Source organism: Endothiovibrio diazotrophicus (assembly GCF_054657215.1).
In genome coordinates this window covers 25,707-48,794 of the sequence record NZ_BAAHXB010000010.1, presented here as the reverse complement: position 1 = coordinate 48,794, position 23,088 = coordinate 25,707, and the positions used below count along the sequence as shown (strand labels likewise).

The following is a 23,088-nucleotide window of genomic DNA, read 5'->3' as shown; positions in this document are numbered from 1 at the left end:
GCCGCGCGGCATGGAGCGATCGGATGCGCTCCAGCAACCCCACGCCCGCTGCTTCCGTTCCGTCGGGGCGGTAGCCCCGACCTACATGCCCCAATTTAGGCGCCACTTGCCGCCGACCACGAAAAAGGGGCCGAACGGCCCCTTTTTCGTGGTCGGCGGCAAGTGGCGCCTATTCGTAACGCACCTCGGCGATCTCGTACTCGCGCACCCCGCCCGGCGCCTGCACCGCGGCGATGTCCCCCTCCTCCTTGCCGATCAGGGCGCGGGCGATCGGCGAGCTGATCGAGATGCGCCCCTGTTTGATGTCGGCCTCGTCCTCGCCCACCAACTGGTAGGTCATCTCCTCGTCGCTCTCCACATCCACCAGGTCGACGGTGCAGCCGAAGATCACCTTGCCGTTGGCGTTGACCGCGGTGGGGTCGATGATCTGGGCGTTGGAAAGCTTCGCCTCCAGCTCCTTGATCCGCCCCTCGATGAAGCCCTGCTGCTCGCGGGCGGCGTGGTACTCGGCATTCTCCTTGAGATCGCCGTGGGCGCGCGCCTCGGCGATCGCCTGGATCACCGCCGGGCGCTTGACCCGCTTCAACTCTTCCAGTTCGGTGCGCATCATCTCGGCACCGCGTACGGTCAGAGGTACCTTGCTCATCTATGCCAACTCCCCATGCAGATCCTGTAGTCGATAGACGGCGGTCCGATCGAAGCCGCCGAAGGCCAGCGCGGCAGCCTCGGCGCCGGCGATGGTGGTGGTGTAGGTCACCTTGTGCTGCAGGGCGAAGCGGCGGATGTCGAAGGAATCCGAGATCGCCTGCTTGCCCTCGGTGGTGTTGATGATCATCGAGAACTCGTCGTTCTTGATCATGTCCACCGTGTGCGGGCGCCCCTCGGCCACCTTGTTGACCGCCGCGCAGGGCACTCCCCCCGCCTCCAGCACGGCGGCGGTGCCGCGGGTGGCGACCACCTCGAAGCCCTGCGCCACCAGCTTGCGCGCCACCTCGACGGCGCGCCGCTTGTCCGCCTCGCGCACGCTGATCAGCACCTTGCCGGCGGTGGGCAGCTTGGCACCGGCGCCCCACTGGGCCTTGGCGAAGGCCTCGCCGAAGGTGCGGCCGACGCCCATCACCTCGCCGGTGGACTTCATCTCGGGGCCGAGCAGCGGGTCGACGCCGGGGAACTTGATGAACGGGAAGACCGCCTCCTTCACCGCATAGTACGGCGGCTCCACCTCGCGGGTCACCCCCTGCTCGATCAGGCTCCGGCCGGTCATGCAGCGGGCGGCGATCTTGGCCAGCGGCTGGCCGGTCACCTTGGAGACGAAGGGCACCGTGCGCGAGGCGCGCGGGTTCACCTCCAGCACGTAGATGCGGCCCTGCTGGATGGCGAACTGGGTGTTCATCAGGCCGACCACCCCGAGCCCCTTGGCCATCGCCGCCACCTGCTTGCGCAGCTCGGCCTTGGCCTCGTCGGTGAGGGTGTAGGTGGGCAGCGAGCAGGCGGAGTCGCCGGAGTGGACGCCGGCCTGCTCGATGTGTTCCATGATGCCGCCGACGATGACGTTCTCGCCGTCGGAGACCAGATCGACGTCCACCTCGATCGCGTCGTCGAGGAAGCGGTCGAGCAGCACCGGCGAATCGTTGGAGACCTGCACCGCCTCGCGCATGTAACGGCGCAGATCCTCCTCCTGGTAGACGATCTCCATCGCCCGGCCGCCGAGCACGTAGGAGGGGCGCACCACCAGCGGGTAGCCGATCTCCTCGGCCAGCTTGACCGCCTGCTCCGCCTCCACCGCGGTGCGGTTCGGCGGCTGCAGCAGGCCGAGCCGGTCGAGCAGCTTCTGGAAGCGCTCGCGGTCCTCGGCCAGGTCGATGGAGTCGGGGGTGGTGCCGATGATCGGCGCGCCGGCCGCCTCCAGCGGGCGGGCCAGCTTCAGCGGGGTCTGGCCGCCGTACTGCACGATCACCCCCTTGGGGTTCTCGACGTGGAGGATCTCCAGCACGTCCTCCAAGGTGAGCGGCTCGAAGTAGAGACGGTCGGAGGTGTCGTAGTCGGTGGAGACGGTCTCCGGGTTGCAGTTGACCATGATCGTCTCGTAGCCGTCCTCCCGGCAGGCCTGGGCGGCGTGGACGCAGCAGTAGTCGAACTCGATGCCCTGGCCGATGCGGTTGGGGCCGCCGCCGAGGACCACGATCTTCTCGCGCTCGGTGGGGTGCGCCTCGCACTCCTCCTCGTAGGTGGAGTAGAGATAAGCGGTGCTCGATGCAAACTCGGCGGCGCAGGTATCGACCCGCTTGTAGACCGGACGGATGCCGTGGTCGTGGCGCAGCTTGCGGAACCAGTCCTCGGAGACGCCGAGCAGCTTGGCCAGGCGGCGGTCGGAGAAGCCCTTGCGCTTGAGCATGCGCACGAACTCCTCGTCCATCCCCTCGCGGCCGAGCGATACCACCTCCTTCTCCAGCTCGACCAGCTCCTCGATCTGCACCAGGAACCAGGGGTCGATCTTGGAGAGGTCGTGGATCTCATCCACCGAGAGCCCGACGCGGAAGGCATCGGCGACGAACAGGATGCGCTCCGGGCCCGGTTCGCGCAGCTCATGCTTGATCGTCTCCAGCCCCTCCTCGTCCTCGGGGTGGATGCGCTCGTTGAGGCCGTCCCAGCCCATCTCCAGGCCGCGCAGCGCCTTCTGCAGCGACTCCTGCTGGGTGCGGCCGATGGCCATCACCTCGCCCACCGACTTCATCTGGGTGGTCAGCCGCGAATTGGCCCGGGGGAACTTCTCGAAGGTGAAGCGCGGGATCTTGGTCACCACGTAGTCGATCGACGGCTCGAAGGAGGCGGGGGTGACACCGCCGGTGATGTCGTTCTTCAGTTCGTCCAGGGTGTAGCCGATGGCCAGCTTGGCGGCCACCTTGGCGATCGGGAAACCGGTGGCCTTGGAGGCGAGCGCCGAGGAGCGGGAGACCCGCGGGTTCATCTCGATGATCACCATCCGGCCGTTCTCCGGATTGATGCCGAACTGGACGTTGGAGCCGCCGGTCTCGACGCCGATCTTGCGCAGCACCGCGATCGAGGCGTCGCGCAGGATCTGGTACTCCTTGTCGGTCAGGGTCTGCGCCGGGGCGACGGTGATCGAGTCGCCGGTGTGCACGCCCATCGGGTCGAAGTTCTCGATCGAGCAGATGATGATGCAGTTGTCCGCCTTGTCGCGAACCACCTCCATCTCATACTCCTTCCAGCCGAGCACCGACTCCTCGATCAGCAGCTCGTTGGTCGGCGAGAGGTCGAGGCCGCGCTCGCAGATCTCGACGAACTCCTCCTTGTTGTAGGCGATGCCGCCGCCGGAGCCGCCGAGGGTGAAGGAGGGGCGGATGATCGTCGGGAAGCCGATCTGCGCCTGCACCTGGAGCGCCTCCTCCAGGGAGTGGGCGATCGCCGAGCGGGGCTGCTCCAGACCGATCTCGGTCATCGCCTTGCGGAAGCGGTCGCGGTCCTCGGCCATGTCGATGGCGTCGGCCTTGGCGCCGATCATCTCGACGCCGAACTTTTCCAGCACCCCTTCGCGATCGAGGTCGAGCGCGCAGTTGAGCGCGGTCTGCCCGCCCATGGTGGGCAGCACCGCGTCGGGGCGCTCCTTCTCGATGATCGCCGCCACCGCCTTCCAGTGGACCGGTTCGATGTAGACCGCATCCGCGGTGCCGGGGTCGGTCATGATGGTGGCGGGGTTGGAGTTGACCAGGATCACCCGGTAACCCTCCTCGCGCAACGCCTTGCAGGCCTGGGCGCCGGAGTAGTCGAACTCGCACGCCTGCCCGATGACGATGGGACCCGCGCCGATGATGAGGATGCTGTTGATGTCTGTGCGCTTCGGCATTTAATTCATCCGCAAAAAGAAGAAGAGAGTCCGCAAATGAACGCGAATGAACGCGAATGCTTCCTCAGATCCTTACCGCGTCGTCATGTTTCCAGACGATACGGCGAATACCTAACTTCGGTGTACCGAAATTGAGCAAAAGCCCTACGCCCAATCCGGTCGCCCTCAGGTAGTTCATCACTTGGGACTCGTGGACTGGCGTCAATGCCGACACCGCCTTCAACTCCACGATCAAGCGATCCTCCACCACCAAATCGGCAACGTAGTTCCCTACCACGTTCCCTTTGTAAATCACATCCAACGGTTTCTGCCGCTCGAACCGAATCCCCTGCTCGAAAAACTCCGTGCAGAGCGCCCCTTCGTAAACCGATTCGAGAAACCCGCTTCCCAGCGTATTGCTCACTTCGTACGCCGCACCAATAACCCGCTCCGAAATCCTTTTCTTCTGATTCGCGTTCATTCGCGTTCATTTGCGGAAAAATCTTACTTCTTCTCCGCGATCAGCTCGATGAAATGGTCGAAGAGCGGCGCCACGTCGTGGGGGCCGGGGCTCGCCTCGGGGTGGCCCTGGAAGCTGAAGGCGGGCCGGTCGGTGCGGTGGATGCCTTGCAGGGAGCCGTCGAAGAGCGAGCGGTGGGTCGCCTCCAGGTTGGCTGGCAGGGTCGCCTCGTCCACCGCGAAGCCGTGGTTCTGGGAGGTGATCATCACCCGGCCGGTCGCCGAATCCTGCACCGGATGGTTGGCGCCGTGGTGGCCGAACTTCATCTTCACCGTCTTGGCGCCGCTGGCCAGGCCCAGCAACTGGTGGCCGAGACAGATGCCGAAGGTGGGGGTACCGGTATCGACGATGGTGCGGATCGCCTCGATGGCGTAGTCGCACGGCTCCGGATCCCCGGGGCCGTTGGAGAGGAACACCCCGTCGGGGTTCAGCGCCAGCACCTCGTCGGCCGGGGTCTGCGCCGGCACCACGGTGAGCCTGCAACCACGCTGGGCGAGCATGCGCAGGATGTTGCGCTTCACCCCGTAGTCGTAGGCGACCACGTGGTAGGGGCGCTCGGCGGGCACCGGGTGGGGGTCGCCGGCCAGCTCGTTCTCCAACCCCCACTCGCCCTGGTCCCACTCGTAACGCTCGGCGACGGTCACCTCCTTGGCCAAGTCCATCCCCTTCAGTCCGGGGAAGGCGCGGGCCGCCTCCAGGGCGGCCGTCTCGTCGATCTCCGCGCCGGCCACCAGGCAGCCGTTCTGGGCCCCCTTCTCGCGCAGGATGCGGGTCAGCTTGCGGGTATCGATGTCGGCGATGCCGACGATGCCGTGGCGGACGAGGTAGTCCGACAGCGACTCCTGGCTGCGCCAGTTGCTGTGCCGCCGCGGCAGATCGCGGATGATCAGACCGGCGGCGTGGACCGCGGAGGACTCCCCGTCCACCTCGGTCACACCGGTGTTGCCGATGTGGGGATAGGTAAGGGTGACGATCTGACGGCAATAGGAGGGATCGGTGAGGATCTCCTGGTAGCCGGTCATGGCGGTGTTGAAGACCACCTCGCCGACGGTCTGCCCCGCGGCTCCGATGGATTCACCCCGGAAGACGGTGCCGTCCTCCAGAACCAACAAGGCGGGCTGCCTCAAAACGACCTCCAACGAGTAGACAGACAAAACGGGAGGAGCGCCGGCGTTGCCCGTGGCTCGTCCCGTTCGGTCAGGCGGACGGACGCGCACCACATTGGGGCGCGCTCGAAAATAACCGCCGTATTCTAATGGAGCGACGGCGGCTCTGTCCATGAAGGCCCATCCCCGCCGCCGATCGGGTTCACGCCGCCGCCGCCGCGGCCTATGATGGCCCCGGCGGCGGCACGTTCCACCTGCGCCAAGCGCCCGGCACCGCCACCAGCCACACACCGAAAGCCGATACCGACCAGATCATTAGGGAGCCACCGACCGATGAACCGGATTGCCGTCCTTGCCGCGGGCCTGCTGCTGGCCCTCACCTCGACCGCCCAGGCGGCCAACCCCCGGGTGGAGCTGACCACCTCGCTCGGGCCGATCGTACTGGAGCTCTACCCCGCCAAGGCGCCGAAGACGGTGGAGAACTTCCTCGGCTACGTGAAGAGCGGCTTCTACGAGGGGACCCTGTTCCACCGGGTGATCCGCGGCTTCATGATCCAGGGCGGCGGGCTGACCGAGCAGATGGAGAAGAAGACGACCCGCGCGCCGATCGCCAACGAGGCCGACAACGGCCTCTCCAACGAGCGCGGCACCATCGCCATGGCGCGCACCGGCGACCCCGATTCGGCCACCTCCCAGTTCTTCATCAACACGGTGACCAACGCCGCGCTCGACTTCAAGAACAAGACCCCGCGCGGCTGGGGCTACTGCGTCTTCGGCCGGGTGGTCGACGGCATGGAGACGGTCACCGCCATCGAGAGCCGGCCCACCGCCAACCGCAACTACCGCAGCGACGTGCCGGTGGAGCCGGTCTTCATCGAGAAGGCGCGGCTGATCGGCGAAGAGCCCGCCGAAACGGAAGCGACGGGGAATGAAGAGGGAAGAAATGGACAGGATTAACAGGATTTGCAGGATTGACAGGTCAGAATGAGAGTGCTTTCCCACCCCGTGACACCTGTCCGTTTCCCCCCGGGCTCTCCATGACGAACGACGAAGCCCTGTTCGTCGCAGACCTCCACCTGGACCCGGGGCGGCCTGCGCCCCTCGCCCTGTTCCACCGCTTCCTCGCCGAGCGGGCGGCGGGAGCGGAGGCGCTCTACATCCTCGGCGATCTGTTCGAGGTGTGGCTGGGGGACGACGACGATACGCCGGCATACCACACGGCACTGGCCGGCCTGCGGCGGCTGGCGGAATCGGGTACCGAGGTCGCCCTGCTCCCGGGCAACCGCGACTTTCTCGCCGGCCCCGGTCTCGCCGAGGCGGGCGGGTTGACGCTGCTGGAGGAGCCGACGCTGATCGACCTCCACGGGACACCAACACTGCTCACCCACGGTGACCTGCTGTGCACCGACGACCACAAGTACCAGGCGTTCCGCAAGCTCTGCCGCTCACCGCAGTGGACCGCCGACTTCCTCGCCAAACCGCTGAGCGAACGCCGCGCCATGGCCGCCGGACTGCGGGAGAAGAGCAGGGAGGAGACTTACGGCAAGAGCCGTGAGGAGATGGACGTCAACCCGCAAGCGGCGGCCGAAATGGTGGAACGGTACGGTGCGCGGCGAATGATCCACGGCCACATCCACCGCCAGGGGATCCACCCCGCCCCCTGGGGCGAGCGCTACGTGGTGGCCGATTGGCAGGAGCGAGGGAGCCTGCTCGCCTGCACCGCCGATGGCTGCCGGCTGGAACGGTACGGATAGCGGAACCCTCGATCGAGCGCCCACCGTTCCTGCCACGCAGACGGAAACCCGCCTGCGATCAAGAGCCGGGCGAGAAGCGGGAGTACCCCTCGGGCAGCGCGTGCCACTGCGGCTCCGGCGCGAAGCCGGTCTCGAAGTCGATCAGCTGTTGCCGGTAACCGCGCACCTCCCACACCTCCAGCGGCATTCCCCACTGCAAGTGATCGGCGGCATGGTAGATGTTGAGTGCCAGGTCGCAGCCGTCGAGCAGTTCCGGCGGGATCGCCCCGACGGTGCGGGCGTGCTCCCCGGCGAGCAGCGTGCGGTACTCCGCGAGGGCGCGGGTCGCCTCCGGCAACAGCCCCGGCAGGGAGGCGACCGTCTGACAGCGTTGGCCATCGACCGTCACCTGGTGCCCCTCGCCGGCGATCCCGGCCACCCCGTAGGCGAGCTGCGGCTCCGCCTCGACCCGATACGCCAGCGCGAGCGGCGACGGCGTCTCCACCGCCCTGCGTTCGATCACCATGATCGATTCCGCCTCGTCGTCGACGCTGTAGATCGCCCCCTGCCGACGATCGAGCAGGATGTACTGCGGCGACCACGCCCCCTCGTCGATCCGCAACCAGTCGGCGTCCACCAGATAGCGACTGTAGTAAGGCTCCACACCGGGCTCGAAGATCCGCAGCACCAACTTGCTCACCTCCTCCGCTAGCGCGGAGGAGGTCATGGAAGAAATCGACATCAGGACGAATAGAGAAACGCGAAGTAAACTGGGTTTCATAGGGTTCGGGGTCATCGGATGGCTGAGAAGGAAACGACTACGCCGACGCCCGCTCCAGGGCATCCAATTCGGCGGTGGTGAAACCGGCGGCGAGGCGGGCTTCGCGGTTGAGGGGGCCCTTGATGTGCTCGAAGCGGTAGTCGTGGAGCAGTCCGCGGTAGGCGCTCTCCGCCTCCACCCCGCGGGCGGCGCAGTGGTGCTTGAACCAGCGCGAGCCGGCGGCGACGTGGCCGATCTCATCACGCATGATCAGCTCCAGCAGGCCGGCAGTGGCGAAATCCTCCACCCGCTGCAACTTGGCGATCATCAGCGGCACCGCCTCCAGCGCGCGCGCCTCCAGCACCCGCGGCACCATCGCCATCCGCGCCATCGGATCGTGGGCGGTCTTGCGTGCCATCTCCCACAGCCCGTCGTGGGCGGCGAAATCGCCGTAGTCGAAACCCAGCTCGCGCAACCGGTCGCGCAGGATCTCGAAGTGGTGCGCCTCTTCCAGCGCCACTTGCACCCAGTCGTCGTAGTAGGCGCGCGGCAGGCCGCGGAAACGGTGGACCGCATCCCAGGCGAGATTGACCGCATTGAGTTCGATGTGCGCCAGCGCGTGGATCTGCGCCGCGCGGCCGGCGACCGAGCCGGGCTTGCGCTTCGGCACCTTCAGCGGCGGCACCAGCTCCGGCCGGGCCGGCCGGCCGGGGTGGTCGATGGGCGCGGGCTCGCCGCCACCCAGCACCAGCGCCCCCTCCTCCCACAACCCCGACGCCTCGCGGGTCAGGGCCAGTTTTTCGGCCGGATCACGGGAACGGAGGGCGGCTTCGGCGAGTCGGTAGAGGTCGGTCATGGAGAAGAGAGGGCCCGCAAATCAACGCAAATGAACGCAAATGGCAGAGTGCGGCCCGTGGCCGCCGACGACGCCTCAGGGGGCACGACGCAGGTGGATTCCATCAACGCCGCGGCGGGCGCGGCCCGCCCTATAGGCGGACGTCTTCGTAGAGATCGGCGAGGCGCAGCTCGGCGCAGTAATCGTTGCAGGCGACCTCCAGCACCTCCCCCTCCTCCAATCGCGCCGTCGCCCAACCGCCATCCTCCTCCCGCACGAAATACTCCACCTCGCGCCGCTCGGCGGAGACCAGCAGGTAGTAGCGCAGCGAGGGGAGATCCCGGTAGGCGAAGAGTTTCTCGCGGCGGTCGGTCATCCAGGTGGAGGGCGAGGCCACCTCGGCGATCAGGCAGGGGCAGCGCTTGAGGTACTCCTCGTCGTCCGCCGGGTCGCAGACCAACATCACATCCGGATAGTAGAAGATATTGCGGCTGTCGATACGCGCCTTCATGTCGTTGACGAAGACCCCGCACGGCCCGCCGCGGGCGGCCGCACGCAGGTGAAAGAAGAGATTGCCGGCAATCCGGTTGTGCCGCTCCCCCGCCCCGGCCATGGCGAACACCTGTCCGTCCACGTACTCGTGACGCACCTCGGAGCGCAGCTCCCCTTCCAGATACTCCTCGACCTCGATGTAACGGACCTTGTCGGGCACGGACATGACGACCTCTCCCCAATCAACCGGACATGATGATAGCGCACCCCACCCCCCGTCACCGCTTCAGGCCGATCATCAAATCCATCACGTTGGTGCCGGTCGGCCCGGTGTCGATCAGCGCGTCGGCCGCCTCCAGGAAGCTACCGGCATCGCACCGCTCCAGGTGGTACTCCGCGGCACGGGTATGCAGTTCCCCTTGCGCCACGGTGGCGCCATCGACCAGCGCGCCGGCCACCTCGCCGGGGCCGTCGCCACCGTCGCTCCCCGCGGCGAGGAAGGTGATGTCGTCGCGGTGTTGAAAGCCGAGGGCGGCGGCCAACGCCAACTGCTGGCAGCGACCGCCGCGGCCCGGCTCCGGCGGCAGCCGCACCGTGGTCTCGCCGCCCCAGACATGAACACCGGAGGAGGCGTTGGCGAGGAACAGCGCCAACCCGTGACCCGCCTCCGTCGCGTCACCGTGGATCGGCCCCTGGTGGAGCCGCACCGGATAGCCCAGCGTCGCGGCCCGCCGGGCGGCGGCGGCCTTCGCCTGCTCCAGGGTGGCCACCACCCGCAGTTCGATGGCATCGAAGCAAGGGGCGCCCGCCGCCGGCGGCGGCGGGGCGCGCTCGATCCACGCCGCCAGCCACTCGGGCAACGCCGGCAGCGGACGCGGCGGTGACGGGGCGAGCAGCCCGGAGCCGATCACCGCCGGGTCGTCGCCGGGGACGTCGGAGATCAGCAGGCCGAGCGTTGGCCGACCGCCGAGGCGCGCCGCCAACCGCCCCCCCTTGATCGTCGAGAGGGCCCGGCGCACCGTGTTGATCTCGCCGATCGCCAACCCCGCGGCGAGCAGCCACTGGTTGGCCCGCTCCAAGGCTTCCAACTCGACGCCTTCCGGCAGCGTCTCGACCAACGCCGAACTGCCTCCCGAAAGCAGGAAGAGCAGCTCCCCCTTCGGCGGTACCTCGTCGAGGAACACCGCCAGCGCCGCCCCCGCCTCCAGTGAGCGGAGGTCGGGCAGCGGGTGGCCCGCCTCCCGGTACTCCACCGGCCACTGCTCCAGCTCCGGGTCGCCGTGATCGCGCTTGCTCACCACCAAGGCACGGCGGATGCGCCGCCCCAGGACGTCGAAGGCCCCCAGCGCCATGGAGGCGGCCGCCTTGCCGATGGCGATCAGATGGATCTCGCCATCCGGGGCGTCGGCACGTAGCGCCTCCGCCACCACCCGTCGCCCCTCCACCGCCTGCAGTGCGGCCTGGTAGATATCGAGCAGATCGCGTTTCGGGTCGTTCATAAGATCGTGTCCGCAAATGAACGCAAATGGAGGCAAATAGGAAAATAGCCCTTTGATTCCCGTTTACTTGCGTGCATTGGCGGAAAACTCCTTCTCTTCGGCCTTGACCGCCTCCCACAGCGCATCCATCTCATCGAGCGTTGCCTCGTGGGGGGTCACCCCGCGCTCCGCCAGCTTCGCCTCCACCGCACGGAAGCGGCGCTCGAATTTGGCGTTGGTATGGCGCAGCGCCGATTCCGGATCGATCTCCACGTGGCGGGCGAGGTTGGTCACCGCGAACAGCAGATCCCCCACCTCCTCGCGGGCACGGGCGGTGTCCCCGGCCTCCAGCTCGACGCGCAACTCGCCGATCTCCTCCTCGATCTTGTCCAGCACGTCCACCGCCCGCGGCCAGTCGAAGCCGACGCGGGAGGCGCGCTTCTGCAACTTCGGGGCGCGGGTCAGTGCCGGCAACGCGCTGCTCACCCCGTCGAGCACGCTCTCCGGGCGCGCCTCGCGGGCCGCCTTCGCCGCCCGCTCGGCGGCCTTGTGACGCTCCCAGGCCTCGCTCTGCTCGGCGGCATCGGCGACCTGCTCCTGGCCGAAGACGTGGGGGTGACGGCGCACCAGCTTCTCCTCGATCCCCGCCACCACGTCGGCGAACTCGAACAGGCCCTGCTCCTTGGCCAGTTGGGCGTAGAAGACCACCTGGAACAGCAGGTCCCCCAGCTCGCCGCGCAGCTCGCCGAAATCCCCCTGCTCGATGGTCTCGGCCACCTCGTAGGCCTCCTCCAGAGTATGGGGGACGATGGTGGCGAAGCTCTGCTCCCGATCCCACGGGCACCCCCCTTGCGGATCGCGCAGGGCCGCCATGATCTCCAGCAATCGTGTCATATCGTTCATGGAGAGGGATTATCCGTAGCCCCCCGAGGGGTCGCAAGGAGGGAAAATTACCGCCTGGCCTGCTAAGGTTTCAAAATAAGCCCTGCCTCTTACCCACCATTCGGCCATCCGTGGGTAACGGCCAGGGCAAGCGGGATTGATTCCGTCGATACCGCCCCCATTTCAACGCGATAGCCATGCTTCACGGCCGCCAAGATTGATACTTAAACATTAAACATGGACAAACCCCGACTCCTGGTGATCGACGACGACCCCAACATCGTCGAGCTGGTTCGCGCTGGTCTGAGCAAGGGATTCGAGGTGGACGACGCGATGGACGTCGCCTCGGCCAAGGTGTGCCTGGACAGCTACCGCTACGATCTGGTGCTGTGCGACTGGATGCTGCCCGACGTCAACGGCGACAAGCTGCTCGCCTGGGCCAAGCAGAACCCCCGCCTGCGCGACACCCCTTTCGTCATGGTCACCGCCAAGGACGACAAGGAGTGCGTGGTCACCGCCATCCGCCTCGGCGCCGACGGCTACATCATCAAGCCCTTCACCCTGGAACGGCTGCGCACCAAGGTCTACAGCTTGGTGGAGAAGCGGCCGGAGCCGCAGGCGGTGGAGTGCAAGGCGAGCCTGCACTACCGCAACCAACTGGTCAAAGGGAGCGTCAAGGCGCTGACCCGGGACCTGCTCATCGTCGCCATCTCCCGCCACAAGTTCCCGCCACACATTTTCGAGGAGGTGGCGCTGCAGTTGGAACAGGGGGGGAACAGCGGCTCCAACTTCCGCGGCGCGGTCACCACCCTCCAGGCAGAGGGGCTGGCGCTGGATGCGGAGATGGTGGAGGTGCATATCCGCCTGCAGGAGCTCACCGATGCGCAGCGCGACGAATTGAGCCGGATGGAGTGCGCCCTCGACGGCGGCACCGACTGACCTCCTTCCCAATCCCTCGATCCCTATGGAAGAGCGCGAATACCACTCCACCTATCACGACGTGAACCCCCTCGAATGTCCGTTCGAGCGGGGGCTGCTGCGCCAGTGCCTCACCTGTTCCCAAGTGCGGCGCATCTACATCGCCGAACGGGAGGGGATCGGCTGCGCCCACGAAGGGGCGCAGAAGGTGTGCGAGTCGCTTTACGACACCACCCTGCACAACGCCCGCTTCGCCCTCAAGCTGGGCAACACCGACGCGCCCCTCCCCCATGGCAAGCGGATCAAGATCGAGTGCGGCGCGCTGTTCGGCCTGCAGAGCCTGGTCCACCCCGAGCGGGAAGGGGCAACGCGGGTCGACGACGTCTACGCCGTGGTGCAGAAGGCGCTGGGTGAATACGGCTCGGTGGAGGGGATCCCCTATCAGCGGCTGATGCCGGCGATCACCCACTTCCAGGCGCGACCGCGAAAGAAATGACGGTTCGACTCCGACCGAACCCATCCCCGGTTACCACGCTCCGCGTGGTAACCGAGGCCTACACGCTTGACGCTCCGCGTCGGCGCGGCGGTGACCGGAACGATGGCGATCGAAACAGGACGCAGAGCGTCCAAGGGCAGCCGGTTACGACGCGGAGCGTCGTAACCGGAACCGGTCATCCGTCACCCGTCGCCTGCCGCCTTTCCCATTTGACGCCCTCCCCACCCCACGGCGCTCATAGGGCCCGCGAAAGAATAACTTCCTGTTTCGGAACGCCGATCCGTTCCGCCCGGCGGCGTTGCGCAAAGGGTTGCATACGGCAAGTATGCGCCCCTTTGCGCGCCTTGCCGGACGGGCGCCTCGACACCCCAAAACAGGAAGTCATTCTTTCGCGGGCCCTTAGCGCTGGTTCAGGCGAGCCGGACCGGCCATGACCCCACCCGACGACACCAACACCTTCGCCGACCTCGCCATGAGCGAGGAGGCGATCGGCCAGCTGCTGCTGTTCCGCGGCGCCGATCTCAACGCCATCCTCGGTCTGCTCAACCACTGTCCGGTGCGTGAAGTGGCGGCCGAGACCCTGCTGATCACCCCCGGCGTCGAACACCAGGAGGTCTACGTCCTGCTGCGCGGGAGTCTGCGCGTGCATCTCGACGAAAAGGACGCCCCCTGCCTGACCGTTCTCCAGGTGGGCGAGTGCGCCGGGGAGATGTCGGCGCTGGAGCAGAAGAGCGCGTCGGCCTTCGTCATCGCCAACGAACCATGCCTGCTGCTGGTGCTGCCCCAGGACGTGCTCTGGTCGCTGATCAACAACTCCCATGCGGTGGCGCGCAACCTGCTCTATCTGCTCTCCGGGCGGTTGCGCAGCGGCAACGTGACCATCGCGGTCAGCCAGGAGTTGCAGCAGATCTACGAGCAGTACGCCAAGGTGGACTCGCTGACCGGGCTGCACAACCGGCGTTGGATCGACGAGGTGCTGCCGCGACTGGTCTCCCGTTGCCATCAGAGTGGCCACATCCTGTCGGTGCTGATGGTGGACGTGGACCACTTCAAGCGCTTCAACGATACCCACGGCCACCAGGCCGGCGATCAGGCGCTGCGCGCCCTCGGCCAGACCCTCACCCGGCACCTGCGACCCAACGACGTGGCCGCCCGCTACGGCGGCGAGGAGTTCCTGGTGGTGCTCGCCGATACCGGCGCCGAGGAGGCGTTCGGTGTCGCCGAGCGCCTGCGCGAAGCGGTGGAGCAGCAGCCGCTGCGGTGTGCCGACGACTCCCCTCTCCCCTCCATCACCATCTCCCTGGGACTCTCCCAACTCGCCCCCGACCAGGACAGCGAGACCCTCATCGCCGACGCCGACGCGGCCCTCTACCGCGCCAAACACGCCGGTCGCAATCGGGTCTCCGCTTGAGGCTCTGGAAGAAAACGCAGAGGGCGCAAAGACGCAGAGAACGCAGAGAAGAAATGGAACTCGCCATGCTCCTCTTCTCCGCGTTCTCTGCGTCTTCGCGTTCTCCGCGTTACCTCTTCCGCCGTCCAGGCGAACTACCGCGCCTAGACTTCGCTGTGACTACCCGTTTCTTCTTGACCACCGCGCCACGAGTGCCCTCCGGACGGCCGCCGGTGCCGGCGGGCTGGAACGACGGCACCAGGTGGCGTTTGCCGTTGCCGATCAGGTCGGCGCGCCCCATCGCCTTCAGCGCCTCGCGCAGCAACGGCCAGTTGTCGGGGTCGTGGTAGCGCAGGAAGGCCTTGTGCAGGCGCCGCTGGCGCAACCCCTTGGGTGAGGCGATCAGCGCCTCGCGGCGGATCCGCCGCAGCGGGTTGCGGGCGGTGTGGTACATGGTGGTGGCCAGCGCCATCGGGGTGGGCAGGAAGGCCTGCACCTGGTCGGGGCGGAAGCCGTTCTGTTTCAGCCACAGCGCCAGGTTGAGCATGTCCTCGTCGGTGGTGCCGGGGTGGGCGGCGATGAAGTAGGGGATCAGGTACTGCTCCTTGCCCGCCTCCGCCGAGAAGCGGTCGAACAGCTCCTTGAACTTGTGATAGACGCCGATCCCCGGCTTCATCATCAGCTCCAGCGGCCCCTTTTCGGTATGCTCCGGGGCGATCTTCAAGTAGCCGCCCACATGGTGGGTGACCAGCTCCTTGACGTACTCCGGGTCGCGCACCGCCAGGTCGTAGCGCACCCCCGAGCCGATCAGCACCCGTTTCACCCCCGGCAGCGCGCGGGCCTTGCGGTAGAGCGCGGTGAGCGGGCCATGGTCGGTGGAGAGGCTGGGGCAGATGTCGGGGAAGACGCAGGAGAGCCGGCGGCAGGCCGCCTCCACCTGCGGATCCTTGCAGGCCAGTCGGTACATGTTGGCGGTAGGCCCGCCAAGGTCGGAGATGGAGCCGGTGAAACCGGGCACCGTATCGCGGATGGCCTCGATCTCGTGGAGGACCGACCCCTCCGATCGGTTCTGGATGATCCGCCCCTCGTGCTCGGTGATCGAGCAGAAGGTGCAGCCGCCGAAGCAGCCGCGCATGATGGTGATGGAGAAGCGGATCATCTCATAGGCGGGAATCCTCTTTCCCTCATAGGCCGGGTGCGGCCGTCGCCGGTAGGGCAGTTCGTAGAGGCGATCCATCTCTTTCGTGGTCAACGGGATCGGCGGCGGATTGAGCCAGACGTCCCGCCCGCCTCCCTGATCCTGCACCAGGGCGCGTGCGTTGCCCGGATTGGTCTCCAGATGGAGGGTGCGCGAGGCGTGGGCGTAGAGCGCCTCGTCTCCGCGCACCTGTTCGTAGCCGGGCAGCCGCACCACCGTGCGCTCGTGGGCCCCCTTCACCGCCACCTCCGGGTCGCGCCCGTCCAGTTCGCGCCACCCCTCCGGCAGCCCCTTGGCGACGAAGGCCGTCCCGCGCAGGTCGCGGATGGCGTCGATCGGCTCGCCGCGGGCGAGCCGATGGGCCAGCTCCACCAGCGCCCGCTCGGCATTGCCGTAGAGCAGCAGATCGGCCTTCGCGTCGACCACGATGGAACGGCGCACCTTGTCCGACCAGTAGTCGTAATGGGCCAGCCGGCGCAGGCTCGCCTCGATCCCGCCGATGACGATCGGCACCCCCTTGAACGCCTCCCGCGTCCGCTGGGCGTAGACCAGTACCGAACGGTCCGGTCGCCGCCCCCCCTCACCGCCCGGCGTGTAGGCGTCGTCGGAGCGGATCTTGCGGTCCGCGGTGTAGCGGTTGACCATCGAGTCCATGTTGCCGGCGGTGATGCCGAAGAAGAGGTTGGGGCGGCCCAACGCCCGGAACGGCTCGGCGTCCTCCCACGCCGGCTGGCTGATGATCCCCACCCGGAAGCCGTGGGCCTCCAGCAGCCGGCCGACCAGCGCCATGCCGAAGCTCGGATGGTCGACGTAGGCGTCGCCGGTGACCAGGATCACGTCGCAGGCGTCCCAGCCGAGCGCGGCCATCTCGTCGCGGGACATCGGCAGGAACGGCGCGGTGCCGAAACGCTGCGCCCAGTAGGGGCGGTGGGAGAAGAGGTTGGGGGCGGCGTGCATGGGGAAAACCGGCGGAAGAGAGGGGACCGCACAGTATACCGTAGCGCCCGCCGTAACCGCTCACCCCACAAAGAGATTCAACCGCGGATCAACGCAGATGAATGCTCAGTGCAATCTGCGGAAATCCGCGGTTCACCCACAGGGGCAGTTACCGCGTGCCCCTCAGTAATCGGCCAGCCGAACCGGCATGCGGCGCGCGCCCCAGTCACCCGGCCGCGGATCGAAATGGCCGGCGCAGGGGGTGCCACACCGGTTGCAGCGGCCGTCGGCGGTCAGGTTCCAGTCGGAGAGTTGATACCAGTCGCGGCCGATCAGCCGCTGACCGCAGTGGTGGCAGTAGGTGCTCTCGCCCGACTTGTCGTGGACGTTGCCGGTGTAGGCGTAGCGCACGCCGTTGTCGAGGGCGATCCGCCGGGCGCGGGTGAGGGTCTCCGGCGGGGTGTGGGGGGTGTCGAGCATCTTCCACGAGGGGTGGAAGGCGGTGAAGTGCATCGGCACCTCGGGACCCAGCTCCGCCACCACCCAGCGGGTCATCGCATCGAGCTCCTCCTCGGCGTCGTTCTCCCCCGGGATCAGCAGCGTGGTGAGCTCCAGCCACACCCCGGTCTCGTTGCGCAGGTAGCGCAGGGTATCGAGTACCGTCTCCAGACGGGCACCGCAGAGCTTGCGGTAGAAGCGGTCGCTGAACGCCTTCAGGTCCACGTTGGCCGCGTCCATCCAGCGGAAGAACTCGCGGCGAGGCTCCTCGTGGATGTAGCCGGCGGTGACCGCCACCGACTTCACCCCCAGTTCGCGGCAGGCCCGCGCGGTGTCCACCGCGTACTCCAGGAAGATCACCGGGTCGTTGTAGGTGTAGGCCACCGAGCGGCAACCCGACTCTCGGGCCACCCGGGCGATGGTCTCAGGCGGGGCGTGGTCGGCCAGCACGTCCATCTCGCGGGCCTTGCTCATGTCCCAGTTCTGGCAGAACTTGCAGGTGAGATTGCAGCCCGCGGTGCCGAAGGAGAGCACCGGGGTGCCGGGGAGGAAATGGTTGAGGGGCTTCTTCTCGATGGGGTCGATGCAGTAGCCCGAGGAACGGCCGTAGGTGGTGAGCACCATCTTCCCGTCGCGAGCCTCGCGGACGAAACAGAGCCCCTGCTGCCCCTCCTTCAGCGTGCAGTCGCGGGGGCAGAGGTCGCACTGCAGCCGCCCGTCGTCGAGGCGGTGCCAATAGCGGCCGGGATGGTCGCCGGACGGAACGGCGTGCATGATCGCTCTCCCACGGGAACCCTTACCAATAATAGTAATCGACGGGGGATGGACAGGATCGACGGGTTGTTGAAAAGAGCGGAAGAGGGGCGGTGCCACTCGGATACGACCGTACTCCGACCGGAAGAGAAGAATTGGACAGGATTTGCAGGATTAACAGGTTTTGTTCGGGACTCGGGTGGAGGGGCGAGGCAACCTTTGTACGGGGCAGCCGGTGCGGAGTACCACCGCTCCAGGACGGCACCCTGCTCTCCTCTTATGGCCTCACCCGGACCTGTCGATCCTGTCCATTCTTCTCTTGTTGGACGCCCCGCTATACTCTCGGAAGAACACGCGACAGGACCTCATCGATGACCCAGACCCGTCACCCCGCGGTGGCCGGGATGTTCTATCCCGGCGATGCCGCGACCCTGCACCGGGACGTGCTGCGCTACCTCGACACGGTGGACGACACCGGCCCCGCGCCGAAGGCGCTGATCGCTCCCCACGCCGGCTACGTCTACTCCGGCCCCATCGCCGCCTCGGTCTACGCCCGGCTGCGCGCCGCCCGCGGGAGAATCAGCCGAGTGGTGCTGCTCGGCCCTTCCCACCGGGTCGGCTTCCCGGGGCTGGCCACCAGCGGCGCTGAGTACTTCGCCACGCCGCTCGGCGAGGTGGCGGTGGAGCGCACCGCGGTGGAGGAACTGGAGCGGCTTCCGCAGGTGCGCCGCCTCGACCAGGCCCACGCCCTGGAGCACAGCCTGGAGGTCCACCTCCCCTTCCTGCAGGAGGTGCTGGGCAGTTTCACGCTGATCCCGCTGGTGGTGGGCGACGCCACCCCGGAAGAGGTGGCGGAGGTGCTGGAGCGGCTGTGGGGCGGTCCCGAGACGCTGATCGTGGTCAGCTCGGACCTCAGCCATTACCACGACTACGCCACCGCACAACGGATGGACCGCGCCACCTCCGACGCCATCGAGGCCCTGGAACCCGCGGCGATCGACGACGACGGCGCGTGCGGGCGCCATCCGGTCAAAGGGCTGCTGGTGGTAGCCAAACGCAAGGGGATGCAGGTCGAGACCCTCGACCTGCGCAACTCCGGCGATACCGCCGGTTCCAAGGACCAGGTGGTGGGGTACGGCGCCTATGTCTTCCACTGAACCGAACCACGGACCGCGCTACGACCCGCAGCAGCGGGCGACGATGCTGCGCCTGGTCCGCGACGCCATCGCCCACGCCCTGACCAACGGCCGCGCCCGACCCTTCGTGGTGGACCCGGAGGACTACCCGGAGGCGCTACGCGCGGAGCGGGCCAGTTTCGTCACCCTCACCATCGGCGGCGAGCTGCGCGGCTGCATCGGCACCCTGGAGGCGCACCGGCCGCTGGTCAACGACCTGGCGAGCAACGCCCGCTCCGCGGCCTTCTCCGACCCCCGCTTCCCGCCGCTCTCCCCGGCCGAGTTCCAGGCACTGGAGATCCACGTGTCGATCCTGCAGCCGGCCGAACCGATGTGTTTCACCTCGGAGAGCGACCTGCTCGGTCAGCTCCGCCCAGGTGTCGACGGCCTGATCCTCGAGGATCACGGCCGCCGCGGCACCTTCCTCCCCTCGGTGTGGGAACAGCTCCCCACCCCGGAGCAGTTCCTCCGCCACCTCAAGCAGAAGGCCGGCCTCCCTCCCGACCACTGGTCCGACACCCTGCGCGTCTCCCGCTACACCACCGAATCCTTCGGCGAGTAGTTCTTTTCAGCAGGGGATGGGAAACGCGGAGGACGCAGAGACGCGGAGAACGCAGAGAAGAGGAAAGAGAATATAGGACGTTGGGAAATTCCGGCATCGGACCTACAAAATTAGCCCCCCCCACAAACGCCGACACCCCCCGTCCCCGCGTTCCTTACCTTTGCGTTCTCAGCGTCTTCGCGTTCTCTGCGTTAAATGTCCCAAACCTCTACGGAGCCGCGGGCAAGGGGTTGCAGGTGCCGACGGAGCCGGGGGCGCAGAGGGTGCCGTCGGGCCAGATCGCCTTGTCGAGGCGGGCCCCCGCCAGCACCGCCTTCTCCAGGCGGGCGCCGCGCAGATTGGCGTAGGAGAGGTCGGCACCGCTCAGGTCGCCGAACGCAAGGGAGGTACCGGTGAGCGTCGCACCCACCAAGCGGGCGTTGCGCAGGGTGGCGAAACCGAGGTCGGCGCCGGTGAGGTTGGCATAGGAGAGGTCGCCGTCGTCGAGACGGGCGCGGCGCAGGCTCGCCCGCTGGAGGTCGACGTTGCGGGCGAGGAGCTCGCGCAGGTCGGCGTCATCCCCCTGCAGCCCGGCCAGCGAGCAGCTCTCCCATACCACCCCGGCGGCGGGCGGGGCGTTGCAGTCGGCCACCCGCGGCGGCGCGGTATCGACGCCGAACAGGAACGCATAGCCGAACCCGCCGAGCAGCGAGAGCAACACCAGGGCGCCGACCACCATGCCGACGAGGTTGGAACCTGCGCGCCGCTCCGCCTCCAGCAGCTCCTGACGTGCCTGCTCGCGCCGCTCCTCCTCCTCCTCGCTGAGCGGATGGCGCCCCGCCTTGAGGGCCTGGATCGCCGCACCGGCAAAGGGCTGCACGCTGCCCACCGCCCGCCAGTCGGCCCCATCCCGGCTCACCTGGTCGGTGGCCCCCACCTGCCCCTTGCGCACCTGGCGCACCAGCCAGGCGGTGGGGAACGGCCCCGCCACCTCGCCGCTGCGGCGGGTGAACCAGTGCTGCATTTCTGAGTCGTCATGCATGGCGGAGTCATGAATCCTGCGACGCGGCCGATAGGGTTGGGGAAACGGGAGAGATACATTACCCCAAAATCGCGCCGGATCGTGGTTCGTCTTCGAGGGTCGCTCCCGGTTTCCTGCTTCCCGCGGCGCTTGGGCATCCCTGCACGTCCCGCGGCCAAACGAGGGGCGCGTCGCCCGCTACGCAACGCTTGCCGCAAGATCGAAGACAGGCCACGAGAGCAGCGGGTTTTGGGGTAAGGTACCTCTCTTCGCGTCCTTTTGTGACGTTAGCAAAATCCCCGTGCCGAGAAAACATGGAAACCGCCGCGCCCAACGCCGCGCCCAACGCCGCCCCCGCACCCGCCTCCACGCCCCTCCCGGCCGCCGAGACGGCGCCGCCGCCGACGGAGGGCACCTCCACCACCCCGCAACGTCCGCGGGAGGAGGCGAACGACGCCCTGCGCCGCCTCGCCGTCCAGGTGGAGCAGCTGCGTCAGCAGATCCTGCTGCGGATGCTGGTCCCCCCCAGCGCCGAACAGTTGCCCGAGGCCGGTCCGCCGCGGGAGGACGGGGCCGCGGCCGCCCAGCGGGTGGCCGCGGTAGTCGCCGGCCCCCGCGTGCTGCTGATCGCCTACGGCGGGTTCATCAACGGCGCGGCGTGGCCGATAATGGCGGTGAGCTTCGCCGATCCCCTCCCCGGAGAGACCATGCAGACCGCCCCCACCGGCGCCAACGCCCCCGCCGGCGGCGTCACCCTCACCGGCACCGCCGCCGCCACCACGCTACAGGACGGCCAGGCGGTGCGCGCCACGGTACTCAGCACCGAGGGGGGGCAGGTGAGCCTGCGCATCGGCAACCAGATCCTCCAGTTGCAGACCCCGATCCCGTTGCAGCAGGGACAGCAGTTGGACCTCCAGGTGGAGCGGCTGCGCGACCTGCTGGTGCTGCGCCTGATGAACACCCCGCGGCTCGCCGATCTGGTCTCCACCGGCATCCGTCAGGCGCTGCCCCAGCAGGGGGGGCTGCCGCCGCTGCTCGCCAATCTCCAGGCGCTGGCCCGCGGCGAGCTGCCGATGCCGACACCGCGAGAGTTCAACCAGCTCGCCGAGCGTTTTCTCCAGCAGTTGCCCGAGCTGCGCAATCTGGTCACCGAACAGGGGGTACGCCAGGCGATCCAGGAGAGCGGCGTGTTCCTCGAAGCGAAGCTCGCCCAGGCGGTTCGCAGCGGCGCTGGCGAGGCGACGAGTGCGGCGCTGCAGAACGACCTGAAGACGGCGCTGCTGAAGCTGCTCACCGGCCTGCGCAGCCTCGACCCCGGCAGCACGGGGCGGGAGAGCGGCCCGCGCCCACCGACGACACCGGCGCCCCCCGCCGACCCGGGCGGCACTCACCGCCCACCGCCCCCGCTGCCCAACGCCCCGCTGCGCGCCCAACCGCCGGCCCAGCCCTCCCTGGCGACGGCCGACGACCTGCAGCAGTTGCGCAGTGAGCTGGTCAAACAGACCCAGAGCGCCCTGGCCAGGGTCCAGTTGGGCCAGCTCTCCTCGGTGCGCACCGACGCCGACGCCAACCAGCAATGGATGCTGGAGATCCCGGTGCGCAACGGTGAGTCGGTGGATATGGTGCAGGTGCGGATCGAGAGCCGCGGCGCCAAGCGGGCCCGCAAGGGGGCGAAGAGCTGGTCGGTGAGTCTCGCCCTCGACCTCGGCAAGCTGGGACCGATGGAGGCGCGCGTCACCCTGGGCGAGGACGAATCGGTCTCCACCCTCTTCTGGAGCGAGCGGGAGGAGGCCACCACGGCCATCGAGCGCAATCTGCCGCTTCTCCAGCGCAACTTCAACGACTGCGGTCTCAAGGTGGGACGTCTGGCGGCGCGCACCGGAGAACCGCCCGCCGCCGACCAGCCGGCGATCCCGATGAAACTCAACCTGCTGGACCTGAAGGCATGAAGGACAAGCAGACACCGCCGGAGATCGCCGTCGCCCTGGAGTACGACGGCCGCGGCGCGCCGAAGGTGACCGCCAAGGGAACCGGCGAACTGGCCGAACAGATCCTGCAACTGGCCAGGGAGAACGAGATACCGCTGCATGAGGACCCGATCCTCAGCGAGGTGCTGGCGCAGATCGACCTGGGAAACCAGATTCCGCCAGCCCTCTATCTCGCAGTGGCGGAGGTGATCGCCTTCGCCTACCTGGTCTCCGGCCGCATGCCGCCCCGTCCCGATCGCCCCCACGAGGCCGGCGTCACCCTCGACCTCCGCCCCGCCCCCGCCCCACCCGGCGACGACTTCGTCTGACCCCGTTTGCATCGCAGAGGACCCAATCAGACGTCTACCGGAACCACCTCGGGTTACCACGCGCCACGCGGCAACCCGGCCTTCGCGCCGCGGAGGACTTCACCCTGGACGCTCCGCGTCGGCGCCGCATCCGAACCATCCGCAGGAAAAACGGGACGCGGAGCGTCCGAAGACAACGGTTACCACACGGAGCGTCGTAACCTGGGAAGACTTGGT

The 23,088-nt window shown here is 67.7% G+C and carries 21 protein-coding genes; 9 read left to right on the top strand and 12 right to left on the bottom strand.

Annotated features, from left to right (window positions below; translation table 11 throughout):
• Window positions 1–169 precede the first annotated feature (169 nt).
• From greA to carA, 4 genes are all read right to left on the bottom strand, one after another.
• Entirely contained in the window at window positions 170–646 is a 477-nt protein-coding gene (gene greA, locus ACYQ2W_RS04755) for a transcription elongation factor GreA (RefSeq protein ID WP_459863753.1), read from the bottom strand.
• Complete coding sequence (gene carB / locus ACYQ2W_RS04750; RefSeq protein ID WP_459863751.1) at window positions 647–3,865, bottom strand: carbamoyl-phosphate synthase large subunit; 3,219 nt, start codon at window positions 3,863–3,865, stop codon at window positions 647–649.
• A 64-nt stretch (window positions 3,866–3,929) separates the two neighbouring features.
• Window positions 3,930–4,325, bottom strand: a complete 396-nt coding sequence (locus tag ACYQ2W_RS04745; RefSeq protein ID WP_459863749.1) for a GxxExxY protein — start codon at window positions 4,323–4,325, stop codon at window positions 3,930–3,932.
• Window positions 4,326–4,348: 23 nt separating this feature from the next.
• Window positions 4,349–5,491: a glutamine-hydrolyzing carbamoyl-phosphate synthase small subunit gene (carA, locus tag ACYQ2W_RS04740; RefSeq protein WP_459863747.1), complete on the bottom strand. Its 1,143-nt coding sequence runs from the start codon at window positions 5,489–5,491 to the stop codon at window positions 4,349–4,351.
• 312 nt (window positions 5,492–5,803) lie between these two features.
• Here carA and ACYQ2W_RS04735 point away from each other — a divergent pair, with 312 nt between their 5' ends.
• Window positions 5,804–6,427, top strand: coding sequence for a peptidylprolyl isomerase (locus ACYQ2W_RS04735; RefSeq protein WP_459863745.1), 624 nt, complete (start codon window positions 5,804–5,806; stop codon window positions 6,425–6,427).
• An 80-nt stretch (window positions 6,428–6,507) separates the two neighbouring features.
• Window positions 6,508–7,224: a UDP-2,3-diacylglucosamine diphosphatase gene (locus ACYQ2W_RS04730; RefSeq protein ID WP_459863743.1), complete on the top strand. Its 717-nt coding sequence runs from the start codon at window positions 6,508–6,510 to the stop codon at window positions 7,222–7,224.
• Window positions 7,225–7,282: 58 nt separating this feature from the next.
• Here the strand turns inward: ACYQ2W_RS04730 and ACYQ2W_RS04725 are convergent, their stop codons facing one another.
• The 5 genes from ACYQ2W_RS04725 to mazG all read right to left on the bottom strand — a co-directional run bounded on the left by ACYQ2W_RS04725 (window position 7,283) and on the right by mazG (window position 11,671).
• Window positions 7,283–7,930: a hypothetical protein gene (locus ACYQ2W_RS04725; protein WP_459863741.1), complete on the bottom strand. Its 648-nt coding sequence runs from the start codon at window positions 7,928–7,930 to the stop codon at window positions 7,283–7,285.
• A 91-nt stretch (window positions 7,931–8,021) separates the two neighbouring features.
• Entirely contained in the window at window positions 8,022–8,819 is a 798-nt protein-coding gene (locus ACYQ2W_RS04720; RefSeq protein WP_459863739.1) for a ferritin-like domain-containing protein, read from the bottom strand.
• Between the two features lie 130 nt (window positions 8,820–8,949).
• Window positions 8,950–9,516, bottom strand: coding sequence for a Uma2 family endonuclease (locus tag ACYQ2W_RS04715; protein WP_459863737.1), 567 nt, complete (start codon window positions 9,514–9,516; stop codon window positions 8,950–8,952).
• Between the two features lie 52 nt (window positions 9,517–9,568).
• Entirely contained in the window at window positions 9,569–10,789 is a 1,221-nt protein-coding gene (locus ACYQ2W_RS04710; RefSeq protein ID WP_459863735.1) for a glycerate kinase type-2 family protein, read from the bottom strand.
• 63 nt (window positions 10,790–10,852) lie between these two features.
• Entirely contained in the window at window positions 10,853–11,671 is an 819-nt protein-coding gene (gene mazG, locus ACYQ2W_RS04705) for a nucleoside triphosphate pyrophosphohydrolase (protein WP_459863733.1), read from the bottom strand.
• Window positions 11,672–11,887: 216 nt separating this feature from the next.
• On the opposite strand from mazG, the gene ACYQ2W_RS04700 reads away from it, so the two are divergent.
• The 3 genes from ACYQ2W_RS04700 (at window position 11,888) to ACYQ2W_RS04690 (ending at window position 14,475) form a co-directional block, all read left to right on the top strand.
• Window positions 11,888–12,589 carry a response regulator transcription factor gene (locus ACYQ2W_RS04700; RefSeq protein ID WP_459863731.1) on the top strand — a complete coding sequence of 234 codons (702 nt, stop codon included), beginning with the start codon at window positions 11,888–11,890 and terminating at the stop codon, window positions 12,587–12,589.
• 25 nt (window positions 12,590–12,614) lie between these two features.
• Window positions 12,615–13,064, top strand: a complete 450-nt coding sequence (locus tag ACYQ2W_RS04695; protein WP_459863729.1) for a hypothetical protein — start codon at window positions 12,615–12,617, stop codon at window positions 13,062–13,064.
• Between the two features lie 430 nt (window positions 13,065–13,494).
• Entirely contained in the window at window positions 13,495–14,475 is a 981-nt protein-coding gene (locus tag ACYQ2W_RS04690) for a GGDEF domain-containing protein (protein WP_459863727.1), read from the top strand.
• Window positions 14,476–14,584: 109 nt separating this feature from the next.
• Here the strand turns inward: ACYQ2W_RS04690 and ACYQ2W_RS04685 are convergent, their stop codons facing one another.
• Together ACYQ2W_RS04685 and amrS are read right to left on the bottom strand one after the other, a co-directional pair.
• The gene (locus ACYQ2W_RS04685; RefSeq protein ID WP_459863725.1) at window positions 14,585–16,609 is read right to left on the bottom strand and encodes a YgiQ family radical SAM protein; all 2,025 of its coding nucleotides are present in this window, start codon (window positions 16,607–16,609) and stop codon (window positions 14,585–14,587) included.
• A gap of 162 nt (window positions 16,610–16,771) precedes the next feature.
• Entirely contained in the window at window positions 16,772–17,860 is a 1,089-nt protein-coding gene (amrS, locus tag ACYQ2W_RS04680) for an AmmeMemoRadiSam system radical SAM enzyme (protein ID WP_459863723.1), read from the bottom strand.
• Between the two features lie 350 nt (window positions 17,861–18,210).
• Here amrS and amrB point away from each other — a divergent pair, with 350 nt between their 5' ends.
• Window positions 18,211–18,996: an AmmeMemoRadiSam system protein B gene (gene amrB / locus ACYQ2W_RS04675; protein WP_459863721.1), complete on the top strand. Its 786-nt coding sequence runs from the start codon at window positions 18,211–18,213 to the stop codon at window positions 18,994–18,996.
• Window positions 18,983–19,576, top strand: coding sequence for an AmmeMemoRadiSam system protein A (gene amrA, locus ACYQ2W_RS04670; RefSeq protein WP_459863719.1), 594 nt, complete (start codon window positions 18,983–18,985; stop codon window positions 19,574–19,576). The genes amrB and amrA overlap by 14 nt, the downstream gene beginning before the upstream one ends.
• A gap of 208 nt (window positions 19,577–19,784) precedes the next feature.
• Here amrA and ACYQ2W_RS04665 read toward each other — a convergent pair whose 3' ends face one another.
• Window positions 19,785–20,597, bottom strand: coding sequence for a pentapeptide repeat-containing protein (locus tag ACYQ2W_RS04665; protein WP_459863718.1), 813 nt, complete (start codon window positions 20,595–20,597; stop codon window positions 19,785–19,787).
• A gap of 293 nt (window positions 20,598–20,890) precedes the next feature.
• On the opposite strand from ACYQ2W_RS04665, the gene fliK reads away from it, so the two are divergent.
• Together fliK and ACYQ2W_RS04655 are read left to right on the top strand one after the other, a co-directional pair.
• The gene (gene fliK, locus ACYQ2W_RS04660) at window positions 20,891–22,525 is read left to right on the top strand and encodes a flagellar hook-length control protein FliK (RefSeq protein WP_459863717.1); all 1,635 of its coding nucleotides are present in this window, start codon (window positions 20,891–20,893) and stop codon (window positions 22,523–22,525) included.
• Entirely contained in the window at window positions 22,522–22,872 is a 351-nt protein-coding gene (locus tag ACYQ2W_RS04655) for an EscU/YscU/HrcU family type III secretion system export apparatus switch protein (RefSeq protein WP_459863715.1), read from the top strand. The genes fliK and ACYQ2W_RS04655 overlap by 4 nt, the downstream gene beginning before the upstream one ends.
• Window positions 22,873–23,088: the final 216 nt, after the last annotated feature.